Here is a 15776-nt window from a genome sequence, read left to right as displayed (position 1 = left end):
ATCCCCCTGTCCCTGCTGGTCGACCGCGACACGTCGCAGGTCGGCGTCTTCGGAAAACCGCAACGGGACGAGTGCACCGAAGTGCATCTCGTCCCGTTCGGGCCATCGCCGGCCCTGCCCGCCCCGTTCGGGTTCGAGCTGGACCGTTCCTCTGAGCCGCCACTCAGGCCGGGGGGTCAGCCCCGGGTGGCCATCGCACGCAGGAAGAAGGTCAGGTTGGCCGGGCGCTCGGCCAGCCGGCGCATGAAGTAGCCGTACCACTCCTGGCCGTACGGGAGGTAGACCCGCATGGTGTTGCCCTCGGCGGCCAGCCGCAGCTGCTCCTCCGGGCGGATGCCGTAGAGCATCTGGTACTCGAAGCTGTCGCGCTTGCGGCCGTTCCACTCGGCCAGCTGGCCGGCGATCTTGATCATGTTGGGGTCGTGCGAGGCCACCATCGGGTAGCCCTGGCCGGCCATCAGGACCTTCAGTGCGCGGACGTACGCGAGGTCGACCTCGCGCTTGCCCTGGAAGGCGACCGACTCGGGCTCCTTGTAGGCGCCCTTGCAGAGCCGCACCCGCGAACCCTCGGCCGCGAACTCCCGGCAGTCCTCCTCGGTGCGCCGCAGGTAGGCCTGCAGGACGACGCCGAGCCACGGGTAGTCGGCGCGCAGCTCGCGGGCGATCGACAGGGTGGAGTCCGTGGTGGTGTGGTCCTCCATGTCCAGGGTGACCGTGGTGCCGGCGTCGGCGGCCGCCGCGCAGATCCGGCGGGCGTTCTCCAGCGCGATCTTCTCGCCGTCGACCGGCAGGAACTGGCCGACCGCCGAGAGCTTGACCGAGACCTCGGCGCCGGCCGCCAGGCCGGTGTCCTTGAGGGCGGTCAGCAGGTGCTCGTACGCCTCGGCGGTGCCGGCGGCCTGGGCCGCGTCCTTGGTGTCCTCGCCGAGGTGGTCCAGGGTGACCGTGCGGCCGGTGGCCACCAGGTCGTCGCAGGCGGTGACCGCGTCGTCGAGCAGCTCGCCGGCGACGAAGCGCTCGACGATCGCGTGGGTCGGGGGGAACTTCTCGACGACGGTGCGCACCTGCGGGGAGCGGGAGGCGGCGAGGAGGGCGGAACGGAGCATCGGTACTCCTGGAACTGGTTCTTCAGCGGTGTCGGGGGGCCGGGACGGCGGCCAGGGGGGTTGGGCCGCCGCCCCGGGTGAGGGGCGGCACGGGGGAGAGGCGCCCCTCGTCTTGGGGGGGTGTCAGCCCATGTGCGGGTAGCGGTAGTCCGTCGGCGGGACGAAGGTCTCCTTGACCGAGCGGGTCGAGGTCCACCGCGTGAGGTTCTGCTTGGCGCCGGCCTTGTCGTTGGTGCCGGAGGCCCGGCCGCCGCCGAAGGGCTGCTGGCCGACCACGGCGCCGGTCGGCTTGTCGTTGATGTAGAAGTTGCCGGCCGCGAACCGCAGCTTGTGCATGGCGTCCTGGGCGGCCGCGCGGTCCTGGGCGATGATCGCGCCGGTCAGGCCGTACGGGGAGGCGGACTCCATCTGGGCGAGCATCTCGTCGTACTTCTCGTCCTCGTAGACGTGCACGGCGAGGATCGGGCCGAAGTACTCGTCGCGGAAGTACTCGGCGGCCGGGTCCGAGCAGACCAGCACGGTCGGACGGACGAACCAGCCCACCGAGTCGTCGTACGTACCGCCGGCCAGCACCTCGACCGAGGGGTCGGCCTGGGCGCGGTCGATGGCGGCCTTGTTCTTGGCGAACGCGCGCTCGTCGATCACGGCGCTCATGAAGTTCGACAGGTCGGTGACGTCGCCCATGGTCAGACCCTCGACCTCGGCGCGGAACTCGTCCTTCAGGCCGGCCCAGAGGGAGGCCGGGACGTACGCGCGGGAGAGCGCGGAACACTTCTGGCCCTGGAACTCGAAGGCGCCGCGGGTCATCGCGGTGCGCAGCACGTCCGGGTGCGCAGACGGGTGGGCGACCAGGAAGTCCTTGCCGCCGGTCTCGCCGACGATCCGCGGGTAGGTGCGGTAGCCGGCGATGTTGTTGCCGACCTCGCGCCACAGGTGCTGGAAGGTCGCGGTGGAGCCGGTGAAGTGGATGCCGGCCAGCGCGGGGTGCTTGAGGGCGACCTCGGAGACGGCCAGGCCGTCGCCGGTGACCATGTTGATGACGCCCTTGGGCAGGCCCGCCTCCTCCAGCAGCTGCATCAGCAGGTGCGCGGAGAACTGCTGGGTCGGGGACGGCTTCCAGAGCACCACGTTGCCCATCAGCGCCGGCGCGGTCGGCAGGTTGCCGGCGATGGCGGTGAAGTTGAACGGGGTGATCGCGTAGACGAAGCCCTCCAGCGGGCGGTGGTCGCTGCGGTTCCACACGCCGTCCGAGGAGACCGGCTGCTCGGCCAGGATCTGCCGGGCGAAGTGCACGTTGAACCGCAGGAAGTCGACCAGCTCGCAGGGGGTGTCGATCTCGGCCTGCTGGGCGGTCTTCGACTGGCCGAGCATGGTGGCGGCGGCCAGCGTCTCGCGCCAGGGGCCGGCCAGCAGGTCCGCGGCCTTGAGGAAGATCGCGGCGCGGGAGTCGAAGGAGAGCGCCTGCCAGGCCGGGGCCGCGGCGAGTGCGGTGTCGACGGCGTCCTGCGCGTCCTCGCGGGTCGCGTTGCGCAGGGTGCCGAGCCGTGCCGCGTGGTTGTGCGGCTGGACGACGTGGATCTCGGCGCCGCCACCCATCCGGCGCTCACCGTTGATCGTCATGGTCAGCTGGACCGGCTCCTGGCCGCCCAGCTCCTTCAGCTTGGCCTCCAGGCGGGCCCGTTCCGGGCTGCCGGGGGCGTAGCTGTGGACCGGCTCGTTCACCGGCGCGGGGACCTGGGTCACAGCATCCATGGCGCGCGCTCTCCTTCGGGTCATGGGGGACGCCGGTGCGGGTCGCGCATCGGCCTGGTCCGAAAGGTATGCCGCCGCGGGACCCGACTTGATTGGCCTGGCGGCCCAAGTCATCCGTACGGCGTTGTCCGATCGGACGAAGGACGCCCGGCCCCGGCACCCGTCACCCGATCGCCCGTCACCCGGCGGTGGTCGCACCCGCCGGAGTGACGGGCGCGTCCCAGTCGACGGAGTAGCGGTGCACCGGGCCGAACATCTTCTCCGGTGTGAGGAAGGTGCGCAGCGCGACCGGCGCCAGCAGCCTCGTCATCGTCCGGGCGACCGGCCCGGCCGCCTTCTCGTTGTTGGTCCTCTCGGCCTGGGCGATGATCTTCTCCACCCGGTCCCGGCGCAGCGCCTCGTAGGCGGCGAAGGCGTCCGGCAGTGCGGGCAGGTCGCGCAGGCAGCGGGCGAGCTGGACGGCGCTCTCCACCGCGAGCGAGGCGCCCTGGCCGGAGCTGGGGGACGGCGCGTGCACCGAGTCCCCGACCAGCACCATCCGGCTCCGGTACCAGCGCGGCACCTTCGGCAGGATGTGCATCGAGCCGACGTTGACCACCGTGTCGGGGCGGGCCCGGCGCAGCACGTCCTCGGCAGGCACGTCACCGGCGTGCTGCTCGCGCAGCCGCTCCAGCCACTCGGCGGCCGGCACCTCGCGGGCCTGGGCCGGGGTCATCAGCTCCTTGTGCGGGAGGTTGCTGAACCAGGCGCTGCCGCCCTCGGGCACCGTCCACCAGCCGAAGAAGGCCCGGCGGCCGTTGGCGAAGTGCATCACGTCGTGCTCGGGCCGCCCGGCCGGGACGTGGTCGCTGAAACCGCCGAAGCCGACCAGCCCGACGTTGCGCGGACCGGGCGCGGCGGGGTCGATCAGGGTGCGCACGGTGGAGCGGACGCCGTCCGCGCCGACGAGCAGGTCAGCGGTGGCGGTGGAACCGTCGGCGAACCGGGCGGTGATGCCGTCCGGCGTCTCGTCGGCGCCCACCAGCCGCTGCCCGTACCTGACGGGGATGCCCTCCTGGCGCAGCCGCTCCTGCAGCAGGGCGTACAGCTCGGTGCGCCACAGCAGCCGGCTGGGCGCCAGGCCCGGCACCCCGGCGAACTCGGCCAGCCGCCGGCCGCGCGGGTCGTCGATGCTCATCCGCCCGATCGGCTGGCCGACGGCCTGCACCTGCTCGTCCAGGCCGATGATCCGCAGCGCGGCCAGGCCGTTCGGCGCCAGCATGAAAGCGCCGCCGACGCCGTCGGCCGTGGTCCCGTACGCCTCGTGGACGGTCGCCTCGATTCCCGCCCGGCGCAGCGCCAGGGCTGCCACCGGTCCGGCGATCCCGCCGCCGACGACGATTGCCTTCCGTACTCCGGTCATGTTCGACTCCCGAAGAATTGCTGCCAGGTCCGGAGGTACTCCGGCTCCTTGAGTGACACGATCAGGCCTGCGACGAAACGCTGTTCGGCTTCCTGGACACCGCGGCGGTACTCGTCCTCGATCAGGAAGATCCACGGAACGCCCTGCTCGGTGGCGGTCGCCACCCGGGCCCGGATCTCCTCGACCTGCGCGGTCAGCGCGTCCAGGCGCCGGGCGAGCAGGTCCACCGCCTCGGCCGGCGGGAGCACCGCGAGCAACGACAGGGCCACCCCGAAGAGCGGGTACTCGTGCTGCGGCTCGGCGACCAGTTCGCGCATCCAGTCGTCGAGCTCGCGCCGGCCGTCCTCCGTGAGGGCGAAGACGGTGCGCTCGGGGCGCTGGGTGTCCCGTACGGTCTCCTGCTCGGCGACGAAACCGGCCTTCCGCAGCTGCTCCACGACCATGTAGAGGGAGCTGCGGGTGTACTTGATGTCGCGGTCCTTGCCGTGCTCCTTGAGCCGGCGGCCCATCTCGTACGGGTGCATCGGCTCGGCCACCAACTCTGCAAGTACCGCCAGAGCCAGCGGGTTGCCCACCTTGCGCCGCTTCGCCATCCGGCCTTCTCCTTAGTCAGTATTGACTATCCGAGATCGAATAGTCAGAGTCAACTATTTTGCCGCACCAGGCTGCGAATCTGCCCGACGGACTAAAATCGCGCCTACGGCATTGTCCGATCCGACAAGGCCCCTCCCCCGCACCGCCCGACCGGACCCTCAGGAGACCCAGGTGACCGAACCGGCCCCCGGCACCGGGATCACCCTGCGGCAGCTGCTGATGTCGCTGGGCGAACCGCTGGTCGAACTGCAGGCCGCCCCCGCCGGGCTGGACGTCCCCGTCCGGGACGTCGCGATCCTCGACCCCGAGGACCAGGCGACCGCCGCCGCCGGCGAGCTCGTGCTGGCCATCGGCGCCCGCGGCCGCGCCGCCCTGCCCGCCCTGCGCGCCGCCGGCCGCGCCCGGGCCGCCGCCGTCGCCGTGAAACTGGACGCCCCCGGCCAGGCCGACGCCCTGCGGGAAGCCGCCACCGAGGCGGGCGTCGCCCTGCTCTCCGTCCGCCGGGAGACCCGCTGGGAGCACCTGGACTCGCTCGCCCGGGTGATCATCTCGGGCCCGGACGCCCCCGACCCCGAAGGGCCGGGCGCCGGCGACCTCTTCTCCCTCGCCCAGACCGTCGCCGTGCTGACCGGCGGGATCGTCTCCATCGAGGACACCTCCAGCCGCGTCCTCGCCTACTCCCGCTCCTCCGACTCCGACGAGGTGGACGACCTGCGGCGGCTGTCCATCCTCGGCCGCCAGGGCCCCGAGCCCTACCTCGCCAAGCTCCGCGAGTGGGGCGTCTTCCAGCAGCTGCGCGCCTCCGAGGGGGTCATCCCGGTCGACCCGCACCCCGACCTCGGGATCCGCCGCCGGCTGGCCATCGGCATCCGGGCCGGCGCCCAGCCGCTGGGCACCATCTGGGTCCAGGAGGGCGCCCAGCCGCTCGCCCCGCTGGCCGAACAGGCCCTGGTCGGGGCGGCCCGGGTCGCCGCGGCGCAGCTGGTGCGCCGGCGCCGGGAGGTCTCCGCCGACGTCCGGCTGACCCAGACCCTGCTCACCGGCCTGCTGGAGGGCTCCACCGGCCCGCAGTCCCTCGCCACCCACCTCGGCCTGGACCTGCGCCGGCCGGCCACCGTCCTGGCGTACGCCGCCGGCTCGCCCTCCGAGGGCGCCGACCTGGAGCTGACCCGCGCCGAGGTGACCGGCCTTATCTCGGTGCACACCGCCGCCCGGCATCGCGGGGCGCTGCTCGCCCCGGTCGAGTCCCGGGTCTACGTCCTGCTCCCCGAGCTGCCCGCCGGCCTGCCGATGTCCACCGTCCGCGGCTGGGCCCAGGAGGTGGTGGAGGCGGCCCGGGACCACCTCGGGGTGCCGCTGCGGGCCGCCATCGGCAGCACCGTGGACGGCCTGGCCGCCGTCCCCGAGTCACGCGCGCAGGCCGACCGGATCCTGGACGCGATGCGCCGCGGCGGCGTCGACCTGGAGGTCGCGGCACTGATCGACGTGCAGGCGCAGGTCCTGGTCAGCGAGGTGCTGGCGCTGCTGCAGGAGCGCACCGGCCTGCGCGACCCCCGGCTGACCGCGCTCACCGACTACGACCGCCGGCACGGCACCCGGCTCGCCGAGTCCGTCCTGGCCTGGCTGGACGCGCTGGGCGAGGTCCGGGTGGCGGCCCAGGCGCTGCACATCCACCCCAACACCCTGCGCTACCGGGTGCGCCGGGCCGAGCAGCTGACCGGCATCGACCTGGCCCAGCCCCAGCAGCGGCTGCTGGCGATGCTCCAGCTGCGGCTCCCCGCCGAGGACTGAGCCCGCCGGGGAACGCCGGCGGCCCGCCGGGTCCCCCCGACGGGCCGCCGTGCTCACCGCTGCGGTCAGGCGCCGTAGCCCTGGCCGCGGTGGTGCTCGTTCAGCCGGTGCCAGGGGCCGGTGATGGCGAGCTGGATGCCCGGCACCTGGATGTTGGCGAAGAGCGTCCTGCCGTCGTCCGAGAAGGTCACCCCGGTGAACTCGCTGAACTCCGGCTTCTCCGCGGTGCCGATGTTCAGGTCGTTGCGGGCGATCGGGTAGGTCAGGCCGTCCTCGGTCGCGCCGAACAGGTGGCTGACGCCCTCGCCGTCCTCGGCGATCACGATGCCGCCGTACGGCGAGACGGTGATGTTGTCCGGGCCGTCGTAGTTGTCGTGGTCGCCGAACACGTCGGTGTTCACGCCGAGCAGCACCTTGAGGGTGATGGTGCGGCGGACCGGGTTGTAGAACCACACCTGGCCGTCGTGCTGCAGCGGGCTCTCCGAGCGGGCGAAGCTGGAGACGAAGTGGAAGCCGCCGTCACCCCACCACATGCCCTCCAGCTTGCGGGCGCGGGTCACCTCGCCGTCCTTGAACTGCTTGCGGACGGAGACGGTCCTGGCGTCGCGGTCCTCGACCTTGACCCAGTCCACGCCGTACGTGGTGCCGACCTTGGTGGCGCGCGACAGGTCGTCGATGAACTTGCCCTGCGAGTCGAAGACCTTGAAGGCCTCCAGCACGCCGGCGTCGGCGGCGAGCGAGCGCAGCTTGTAACGGCCGTGCTTGAAGCCGGCCGGCGGGGTCCAGCGGAACAGCAGTCCGTTCGGGTTGGACGCGTCCTCGGTCAGGTACACGTGGCCGCGCTTCGGGTCCACCACGACGGCCTCGTGCGCGTAGCGGCCGAAGGCCTTCACCGGCTGCGGGTCACGGTTGTACTCGTCGTCGAAGGGGTCGACCTCGAAGATGTAACCGTGGTCCTTGGTGAAGCCGTTCTTGCCGGCCTTGTCCTCGGTCTCCTCGCCGCTCAGCCAGGTGCCCCACGGGGTGACGCCACCCGCGCAGTTGGTGGCGGTGCCGGCGATGCCGACCCACTCCTCGACGGTGCCGTTGGCCTTGGCGTGCACCACGGTGCAGCCGCCGGCCGCGCCCGGGTCGTAGACGTGACCCTCGGTCAGCGGCACCGGGTTCGGCCAGTTGGCGCGGGCGCCGCCCAGCTCGTGGTTGACGACGAGCAGGTTGCCGCCGTGCTCGTCCTCGAAGGCGGAGGTGCCGTCGTGGTTGCTCGGGGTGAACTCGCCGGTCTTCAGCTTGGTGACACCGGCGCGGGTGATCACCTTGTACTTGAAGCCCTTGGGCAGGGCCAGCAGGTTCTCCGGGTCGGCGAGCAGCGGGCCGTAGCCGACCGCGGCACGCTCGGCGTCGGCGGTCTCGGCGGCCTGCGCCTCCCCACCGACCGGAGCGGCGATCGCCCCCGGGGCGGTGGCCAGCGCCTCGGCGCTGCCCGCGATCAGCACACCGGCGCCGACGAGGGTGGAACGGTTGACGAAGTCCCGACGGGACAGCGACATGGCAGTCACTCCTGAGGGTTGGCCGTCCGCCCGGCGGAATCCCCGGTGCGCGGCGAGCTGGCGTCGAGAAGGAACGTCGACGCCGAGCAGACTGTGCTCCGCGGGTGAACCTCAGGTGAATCCGACACCGCGCCGGGGTGGTCATTTGCCGACCGTATCCGAACGCATGACTCGCACTTTGCCAAATCCCCACCCGGCGTCCCTGCCCGGGCGCCCGCACCGCCGGCGCCGGGGGCCGTCGCGGACGCCCCGCCGGCCGGGCGCCGCCTCAGCGGACGCTGCGCTCCAGCCGCCACTGCTCCCAGGCGGACAGCCAGATCTGCTCGGCCAGCCGGCGGGCGGCGCCACCGGGCCCGTCCTCGGCGGTCCGGTCCGGCCCGCCGTTCCACAGCTGTTCCCAGGCACGTTGCGCGGGCAGGCTCGGCACCTCGCTGGCGAACACGGTGTACCGGACGACCTCCTCCACGGCGTCCCGGCCGTCCGGCGTGCCGACCGCCCAGTCGGTGTTCCGGGCCAGCCTGGTGAGGTGGTTGACCATCGCGGCCACCGCCTCGGCGGCCTCCTCCCGGGTCTCCGAGGCCAGCCTCATCTGCTGGCGCACGGCGGCCTCCCAGCGGACGGCGCCGATCTCGCCGCGCAGGCGGCGGGGCAGCCTCGGGGTGCGCCGGGCGCGCACCTGCGCGTCGATCGCCATCGACTCCGCGATGTTGTGCTCGATCAGCTCCCGGTGTGCCTCCAGGCCCACGGCGGGGGCGAGTTCACGCTCCTCCACCGGGACGTCCAGACCGCGCCGGGCCGCCAGCCGGCGCATCAACTCGGTGCGGCCGAGGATGTAGCGCTCGAAGTCCTCGATCCTGGCCAGCTCCACGGCGCCAGGCGGCACCCCCCGGCCGCAGACCGTGACGGTCAGTCCGTCCACCCGCAGCCGGCCGGCCCAGACCGCCCCGGCCTCCAGCAGCGGACCGGGCTCCAGCCCGGCTCCCGGGACGGCCTCCGGACGCCGGTCCTCGTGGATCTGCAGGGCGCGCGGCTCGCCCTCCACGGTGATCCACTCCCGCAGCGCCCGGACCACGCCGGGGCCGTCGCCCTCGTCGATGCCGAGCTGCTCGTAGAGGCGGTCCCGCTCGTCCTCGACCACGTCCTCCAGCTCCGGCAGCGGATCGCCGTGCTCGGCGCCCGGCCGGTAGGTGCGCACGCTGAGGTAGGGGCCGTCGGCCGAGGTCCAGTCGCCGGAGCGGACCTCCACCCAGCTGAGTTCGCCGTCGCAGCTCTCGAAGGCGGCGAGGGCCTCGCTGTGCAGCGGCGCGCCCTCGGCCGCCCGCGCCCGGCCGAGCCGCTCCGCGGTGGCCGGACAGGCGAACCGTCCCACCCCGTACACCGGGAAGTCCGCCTCCGCGATCGTCCGGCGGGAGAAGGCCTCCTGGCCGGCGTAGCGGTCGTCCGGGTCCTGGGGCCTGCTCCCGCTCTCTCGCATCATGTTCCGCCGCACCCCCGTGTCCTCGCCGTACCCGCCTGTGGCCGCCCGGCGGCCCGGCCACCCGGCCGGCGCCCGCGCGACGCCCGCCCAACTTTACGACGGGCCGACCTGCCGGGTCATCAGCCGCCCCCGGGCGACCGGCCCGGCGCCCGGCGGCGACGCACCGGCCGCGTTCCGGACGCCCTGTCAGTCACCGTGCCTACGCTGGCGGCATGACAGCATCCAACGAGTTCCCGGCCCGCATCAGCATCGTCACCCTCGGGGTCTCCGACCTCGAACGCAGCGCGGGTTTCTACGAGCGGCTCGGCTGGCGCCGCGCGGCCGTGTCCAGCCCCGAGATCGTCTGGTTCCGCACCGCCGACTCCGTCCTCGGCCTGTTCCCGTACGAGGAGCTGGCCGCCGACGCGGGCGTCCCCGCCACCGGCGAGCCGTCCTTCCGGGGAGTGACCCTCGCGGTGAACCTGGAATCACCCGAACGGGTGGACGCGGCGCTGAAGGTCGCGGTGGAGGCCGGCGCCACGGTGGTCAAGCCGCCGGCCGCCACCTCCTGGGGCGGCTACTCCGGCTACTTCGAGGACCTGGACGGCCACCTGTGGGAGCTGGCCCACAACCCGTTCTTCCCCTTCACCGGCGCCGGCCAGCTCGACCTCGCCTAGGCGCACGGCGGCGCGGCACCGCCCACGCCCGCGCAGCGACCGCACCCACGCACCGTCCACGCGCCTGCGCGGCAGCCGCCCCCCGCACGGCACCCGGCAGGGCCGGGCCGGCCCGGAGCCGAACGCGGGGCCGGAGCCTGGAGCTTCGGAGGGCGCCTAGTTCTTCGACCGGGCCTTGAACGCGGCCTTCCGGGCCTCCTTGGCGACCTGCCGGTCCAGGTGCAGCTCCCCGACCGCGTCCAGCACGTCCGCCGTGTTCGGATGGTCGACCCGCCACAGCTCGCCGAAGTAGCTGGCGGGGTTGTCCGTCACCGGCAGCCCGGTGACCAGGTCGCGCAGGGTGCCGGCGTCGCCGCCGCTGTCCAGCAGGTGCGCCGCGAAGGTGTCCACCACCGTCCAGAGCACCATCGGCCGCTCGGGCGCCGGTACGTCCGCCGCGCCCGCGGCCGCCAGCCAGGCCCGCGCCGCGCCGCCCAGCTCCGGGTCGTCCAGCACCTCCCGCACGGCGGGCTCGGCGGGGCTGCCCAGCTGGTCCAGCGCCAGCCGGCAGAGCAGCCGGCGCAGCGGGGCGTAGGTGTCGGTGCCGCGCGCCGCCGCCAGCAGGTCGCGCGCCGCCGGCAGCGGCTCACGCCCGTCCAGCCACTCGCGGATCTCCTCCTCGGGCAGCACGTTGGCGGACTCGGCCACCGCGGTCAGCAGTTCGGCCGCGTCGCCCTGGGCCAGCTCGCCGACCAGGGGGGCGTCGTAGCCGTCCTCCAGCAGCCACTGCCGGACGGCGTAGACCCCGAGCGGGGTCAGCCGGACGAGGCCGAACCGGGCCGACTCGGCCTCGTCCAGCGGCTCGTCACCGGCCGGCGCGGGCGTCTCGCCGTCCTCCTCGTCGAAGAGCTCCGGGTCGATCGGGCGGTAGACGAGCAGGCCCAGCTCGGCGAGGTCGCCGAGCATCGGGTCCAGCGCCACCATCACGTCGGTGATGTCGCCGAGCAGCTCCTCGCTCGGCTCCTCCCCCTCGGGCACGACCAGCAGCGCGGCCAGCACCCCGAGGGGCACGGTCTCGGTGCCGGGCTCGGCGAAGGCGGTGGTCTCGTAGAGCACCTGGAGGGCCTCGTCGAGCAGCTCGGCGGCGGCGTCGCGGGACTCCTCGACCTCGGCCAGCCGGGCCTCGTCCTCCTCCGACCCCTCCTCGGCCTCGTCCTCCTCCTCGCCCTCGGCGGGCAGCGAGTCGGCCTCGGCGGCCAGCTCACGGACGATGCCGGCGGCGGTCAGCCACAGCTCCAGGACGGTCTCCGGGTCACCCTGCTCGGCGGGCTCCAGGTCCGGCCCGGGGATCGCCACGTGCTCGCCGGACGCGGTGGTGCCGATCTCCACGAGGTCCAGGTCACAGGCCAGCGACCAGGCCCGCATCGCCTCGACGACCTCCTCCTCGGCCACCTCGCCCTCGGCCGCGGCCAGGCCGAGCAGCCGGGCGGCGGGTTCGCGGTCCGGCTCGGTCAGGTCGCCGAACTCGTCCACGGCCCGGTGCGGGGCCGTCCAGCGGGAGAGCTTCAACGCGTACCCGAGCATCGGGACGGCCAGCGCCTCGGCCGTCAGCTCCTGCTCCGAGGGCAGCCGGACGGGCGGCACGAGGACGGCGGCGTCGTCGAGGTCCTCGTCGTCCAGACCGTGCGCCGCGAAGGCGCCGTAGAGGTCCTCCAGGGCGAAGTCGGCCGGCAGCAGGCCCTCGGCAGGGTGCTCGCCGGGCCCGGTCGCCGACGGGTTGTCAGGATTCTTGCGACGTCGTCCGGCCATGGTGTGCGCGTTCTCCCTACAGAGACCTGTCAGCCAACCGGTCCAGCCTCAGCTGTGGGTACCGGCCTATCGGCCCAGCGTATCGGTCGGGCACCGCCGATGCCCCGCCTCCAGGGGCGCGCGCCGCGGCGCACGCCGACCGCGTATCCTTCGACAGGCGCCGCGCACACCCCGCGCGCGCCCCCGGGCAACGAAGCCCACCCCACCCCGAGCCCGTACGGGCCGCGGGGCCCACGCACACCCGCTCCGCCAGGGAGCCCCGCACCGAGGCCACCACCAGAGCGCCGCAGGACGGGCGCATCGGCACACCCCGCCGACCCATGGTGGCGCCCGGCCACAGGAGACCCCTGCCATGGCGGACCTCTCCCCCGCCGGCTCCGGCCTGCCCTCCGCGCCCTTCCCCGGGCGCCACGGCAGCGGACGCCTGCTCTCGGAGGCCTTGCTCCCGCTGGAGCTCGCACCACGCACGCAGCTCCAGCTCGCCGCAGTCAGCCGCTGGAACGCGGTACGCGGCATCCGCGTCGGCCTCTGTGCCGCCGCTCTCCTGCTCCTCCTGATCGGCGCCAATCTGGCCACCCCGATCTACCCGTACCTGCAGTCCCGGCTCGGCCTGACCGCGCTGGACACCACGGTCCTGTTCACCGTGTACGTCTTCGCGCTCGTCCCGGTGCTCGCCGCGGTGGGCCACTGGTCCGACCTGCTCGGGCGGCGCGCGCTGATCCTGCCGGCCGTGGCACTGGCCGCCGGCGGGGACGCGATCTTCGCCACCGCCGGGAGCTTCTGGCAGCTGGCCGCCGGCCGGGCCGTCCAGGGCATCGCGGTCGGCATGTCCACCGGCGCCGCCGGCGCGGCCCTGGGCGACCTGCTGCCCGACCGCCCGACCCTGGCCGCCAAGCTCACCCTGGCCTGCTCCGCGGGCGGCGTGGCGCTCGGCCCGATCGTCGGCGCCACCCTGTCGGGCGGCGCGAACCCGCTGCTCACGCCCTTCCTGGTGCACGCGCTCGCCCTGCTCGCGCTGTGCGTCCCGCTGGCCCTGGTGCACCCCCGGATGCCCGGCCGCCGCCGCCCGCCGGCCTCACCGCCGCGCGTCACCACCCCCGCGCACCTGCGCCCGCGCCGCCTCGCCCTGCCCGCGAGCGGCCGCCGGGAGTTCCTGCTCGCGGCCGGCGCCGGATTCGTCTCCTACGCGGTCTTCGGCGTCTACCTCAGCCTCGCGCCCGCGTTCTCCGCGAAGCTGCTGCACAGCGGCTCGCACCTGACCGGAGCGGTGGTCGCGGCGCTGCTGCTCGGCTCCTCCGCCGCCGTCCAGCTGCTGGTGCCGCCCACCTCGGACCGGCTGGTGATCGCGCTCGGGATGACCGGCCTCGCGGCCGGCCTGGCCCTGGTGGTCGCCGCCCAGTACACCGGGACGCCGGCGCTGCTGTTCATCGGCAGCGTGCTCGGCGGCGCCTGCCAGGGGGTGGCCTTCCGCTCGCTGTTCACCAGCGCGGTGGCCGCGATGGACCCGGAGCGCAGGGGCGGCGAGCTGAGCACCCTGTGGGTGATCGTCTACCTGGGCAGCTCGCTGCCGATCGTGGCCGTCGGCGCGCTGACCCAGCGGTACGGCCTGCTGCCCGCGGTCAGCGGCTTCGGCGTGGTCGCGGCCCTGGCCTGCATGACCCTCGCGGTCGGCGTGCTGCGGCCCGGCCGGCGGTAGGGCGGCCCCTCCCGCGGATCCAGCCGAAACGCGACCCGGGCGCCCTCCCGGAATCCTCCCGGCGGCCGGGGTGTCCTCAGGACGCCCCGGCCGCCGCCTTCACGGCGCCCGGCCCCGCGGAGTCCGCACCGCACCGGCCGGCTGAACTCCCCCGCCCGCCGACAGAACCCCGAGGGCAGCCCGGGGAGTCTCAGGGGTGTGAATCGCGAGCAGAGGCAGGACCTGGACGCCGAGTTCAGTGCGTTCGTCGTGACGAAAGGACGCCAGCTCCTCCGTCTGGCCGAGTTGTTGACGGGTGACCCGCACCGGGCCGCCGACATCGTCCAGTCCGCGCTGGAGCGGGCCTACCCGCACTGGCGGCGGATCAACGCCGACGACCCCACGGCGTACGTCCGCCGGATCGTGGTCAACCAGCACCGCGACTGGTGGCGGCGGCTGCGCAACCGGGAGCTGCCCGCCGACCTGAGCTGGGTGGAGCCCGCCGACCCTACCGACATGACCGAGCGGCACGCGCAGCGCGCGCTCGTCCTCGGCGCCCTGGCGCAGCTGACCGCACGCGAGCGCACGGTCGTCGTGCTGCGCTACTACGGCGACCTGAGCGAGGCCCGGATCGCGGCCGAGCTGGGTATCGCCGTCGGCACCGTGAAGAGCACCCTGCACCGGGCGCTGGCCAAGCTGCGCGCGCTTCCGGAACTCGTCGGCCGCCTCCCCGAGGAGAACGCCGCCCCCTGCACCAAGAGCGAGGTGAGCGTATGAGCTTCGACAGGCGGCTCGGTGAGCTGCTGGACTACGAGGACGCCGGCCGACCCGGGATCGACCCGGCGCTGGTGATCCGCCGGGCCCGGCGCAGGCGCAACCGGCGGACGGTGGCGGCCGCCGCCGCCACGCTGGTGATCGCCGTGAGCGCGGCCGTCACCGCCGACCTGACCGGGCCCGGTGACCGGCGGCCGGCCGCAACGGCCGTGGCGCCGACGGCCACGGACGCCGCGACCGGCACAACGTCGTCCTCCCCCGCACCCTCACCCTCTGCCGCGAAGGCCGTCGAGCTCTCGCCGGTACAGGCCGTCGCCCCAGGGGAACGCTTCACCATCTACAGCGATCTGGAGATGTGGGTCACCACCACGGAGAAGTGCATCTCCGAACAGGCCCCGGGCTTCGCGCCGAGCATCGACTGCCGGGACTCGGACAGCGACAACCTGCAAGGTCCCCCCGCCGCCCGTCGGGACAAGAGAGCGGCGCTCTACAGCCAGTCACGCTGGCACATGGGGGAGCCGACGCTGTGCACCGGGATCTACCTCGGCCGGACGCCGCCGGCACGCATCGTGGCGATCGACCACGGGGTGCAGACCCTGGCCACGATCGTGACCACCCCAGGTATGGACGGTTGGGCCGCCTACTACGTCGTGCTGCCGAACAGCGTGCCCGAACCGCCTCCGGCGACCCCGTTGCCCCTGGCGTCGCGCACGGGTCTGGAATTCGCGGCCTACGACGCGGACGGCCGGCTCCTCGTGACGACGTCCCTCGCCGCGCGCTGAGCCGCTCACGGCCGGCCCACGGCGTCCGGGAACGACACTGCCGCGCGGACCCGAAGGTCCGCGCGGCAGTGTCGTTCCCGGGCAGGCCGGGTGCCGGTGCTCAGACGTTGAAGCCGAGCGCCCGCAGCTGCTCGCGGCCGTCGTCGGTGATCTTGTCCGGGCCCCACGGCGGCATCCAGACCCAGTTGATCCGCAGGTCCTGGACGAGGCCGTCGGTGGCGGTCTTCGCCTGGTCCTCGATGACGTCGGTCAGCGGGCAGGCCGCCGAGGTGAGCGTCATGTCGATGGTGGCCACGTCGGACTCGTCGATGTGGATGCCGTAGATCAGGCCCAGGTTGACCACGTCGATGCCCAGCTCGGGGTCGACGACGTCCATCAGCGCCTCGGTGAGGTCCTCGACGGAGACGGTGCCCGCCGTGGTGCCGACGATGA

At 73.7% G+C, this 15776-nt stretch carries 13 protein-coding genes; 5 read left to right on the top strand and 8 right to left on the bottom strand.

Annotated elements, in window-relative coordinates; genetic code table 11:
- Positions 1-176 precede the first annotated feature (176 nt).
- From J2S46_RS28555 to J2S46_RS28540, 4 genes are all read right to left on the bottom strand, one after another.
- Entirely contained in the window at positions 177-1106 is a 930-nt protein-coding gene (locus J2S46_RS28555) for a proline dehydrogenase family protein (protein ID WP_073928859.1), read from the bottom strand.
- Positions 1107-1229: 123 nt separating this feature from the next.
- Complete coding sequence (gene pruA / locus J2S46_RS28550) at positions 1230-2858, bottom strand: L-glutamate gamma-semialdehyde dehydrogenase (protein WP_190215345.1); 1629 nt, start codon at positions 2856-2858, stop codon at positions 1230-1232.
- Between the two features lie 178 nt (positions 2859-3036).
- On the bottom strand, positions 3037-4260 hold the full coding sequence (locus tag J2S46_RS28545) for an FAD-dependent oxidoreductase (protein WP_191289895.1): 1224 nt from the start codon (positions 4258-4260) through the stop codon (positions 3037-3039).
- Positions 4257-4853: a PadR family transcriptional regulator gene (locus J2S46_RS28540; RefSeq protein WP_191289896.1), complete on the bottom strand. Its 597-nt coding sequence runs from the start codon at positions 4851-4853 to the stop codon at positions 4257-4259. Before J2S46_RS28540 ends, J2S46_RS28545 begins: the two co-directional genes overlap by 4 nt.
- Before the next feature lie 172 nt (positions 4854-5025).
- On the opposite strand from J2S46_RS28540, the gene J2S46_RS28535 reads away from it, so the two are divergent.
- On the top strand, positions 5026-6645 hold the full coding sequence (locus tag J2S46_RS28535) for a PucR family transcriptional regulator (protein ID WP_229912684.1): 1620 nt from the start codon (positions 5026-5028) through the stop codon (positions 6643-6645).
- Between the two features lie 65 nt (positions 6646-6710).
- On the opposite strand, the gene J2S46_RS28530 is transcribed toward J2S46_RS28535, so the two are convergent.
- Together J2S46_RS28530 and J2S46_RS28525 are read right to left on the bottom strand one after the other, a co-directional pair.
- The gene (locus tag J2S46_RS28530; protein ID WP_191289897.1) at positions 6711-8192 is read right to left on the bottom strand and encodes an alkaline phosphatase PhoX; all 1482 of its coding nucleotides are present in this window, start codon (positions 8190-8192) and stop codon (positions 6711-6713) included.
- A 268-nt stretch (positions 8193-8460) separates the two neighbouring features.
- Positions 8461-9669 (bottom strand): hypothetical protein, encoded by a 1209-nt coding sequence (locus tag J2S46_RS28525; RefSeq protein WP_191289898.1) that lies wholly within the window; start codon positions 9667-9669, stop codon positions 8461-8463.
- Between the two features lie 212 nt (positions 9670-9881).
- On the opposite strand from J2S46_RS28525, the gene J2S46_RS28520 reads away from it, so the two are divergent.
- Positions 9882-10325, top strand: coding sequence for a VOC family protein (locus J2S46_RS28520; protein ID WP_191289899.1), 444 nt, complete (start codon positions 9882-9884; stop codon positions 10323-10325).
- A gap of 156 nt (positions 10326-10481) precedes the next feature.
- Here J2S46_RS28520 and J2S46_RS28515 read toward each other — a convergent pair whose 3' ends face one another.
- Complete coding sequence (locus J2S46_RS28515; protein WP_191289900.1) at positions 10482-12113, bottom strand: hypothetical protein; 1632 nt, start codon at positions 12111-12113, stop codon at positions 10482-10484.
- Positions 12114-12465: 352 nt separating this feature from the next.
- Here J2S46_RS28515 and J2S46_RS28510 point away from each other — a divergent pair, with 352 nt between their 5' ends.
- From J2S46_RS28510 to J2S46_RS28500, 3 genes are all read left to right on the top strand, one after another.
- Positions 12466-13809 carry an MFS transporter gene (locus J2S46_RS28510; protein WP_191289901.1) on the top strand — a complete coding sequence of 448 codons (1344 nt, stop codon included), beginning with the start codon at positions 12466-12468 and terminating at the stop codon, positions 13807-13809.
- 198 nt (positions 13810-14007) lie between these two features.
- The gene (locus tag J2S46_RS28505) at positions 14008-14565 is read left to right on the top strand and encodes a SigE family RNA polymerase sigma factor (RefSeq protein ID WP_191289902.1); all 558 of its coding nucleotides are present in this window, start codon (positions 14008-14010) and stop codon (positions 14563-14565) included.
- A complete protein-coding gene (locus J2S46_RS28500) occupies positions 14562-15344 on the top strand; it encodes a hypothetical protein (protein ID WP_191289903.1) in 783 nt (260 codons plus the stop codon). The genes J2S46_RS28505 and J2S46_RS28500 overlap by 4 nt, the downstream gene beginning before the upstream one ends.
- 100 nt (positions 15345-15444) lie before the next feature.
- Here the strand turns inward: J2S46_RS28500 and J2S46_RS28495 are convergent, their stop codons facing one another.
- Positions 15445-15774: a metal-sulfur cluster assembly factor gene (locus J2S46_RS28495; RefSeq protein ID WP_030290234.1), complete on the bottom strand. Its 330-nt coding sequence runs from the start codon at positions 15772-15774 to the stop codon at positions 15445-15447.
- Between the last annotated feature and the right edge of the window lie 2 nt (positions 15775-15776).

The organism is Kitasatospora herbaricolor (assembly GCF_030813695.1).
Classification (GTDB): domain Bacteria; phylum Actinomycetota; class Actinomycetes; order Streptomycetales; family Streptomycetaceae; genus Kitasatospora; species Kitasatospora herbaricolor.
Note: the sequence above shows the minus strand (reverse complement) of the source record. Positions and strands in the feature narration are given on the sequence as shown.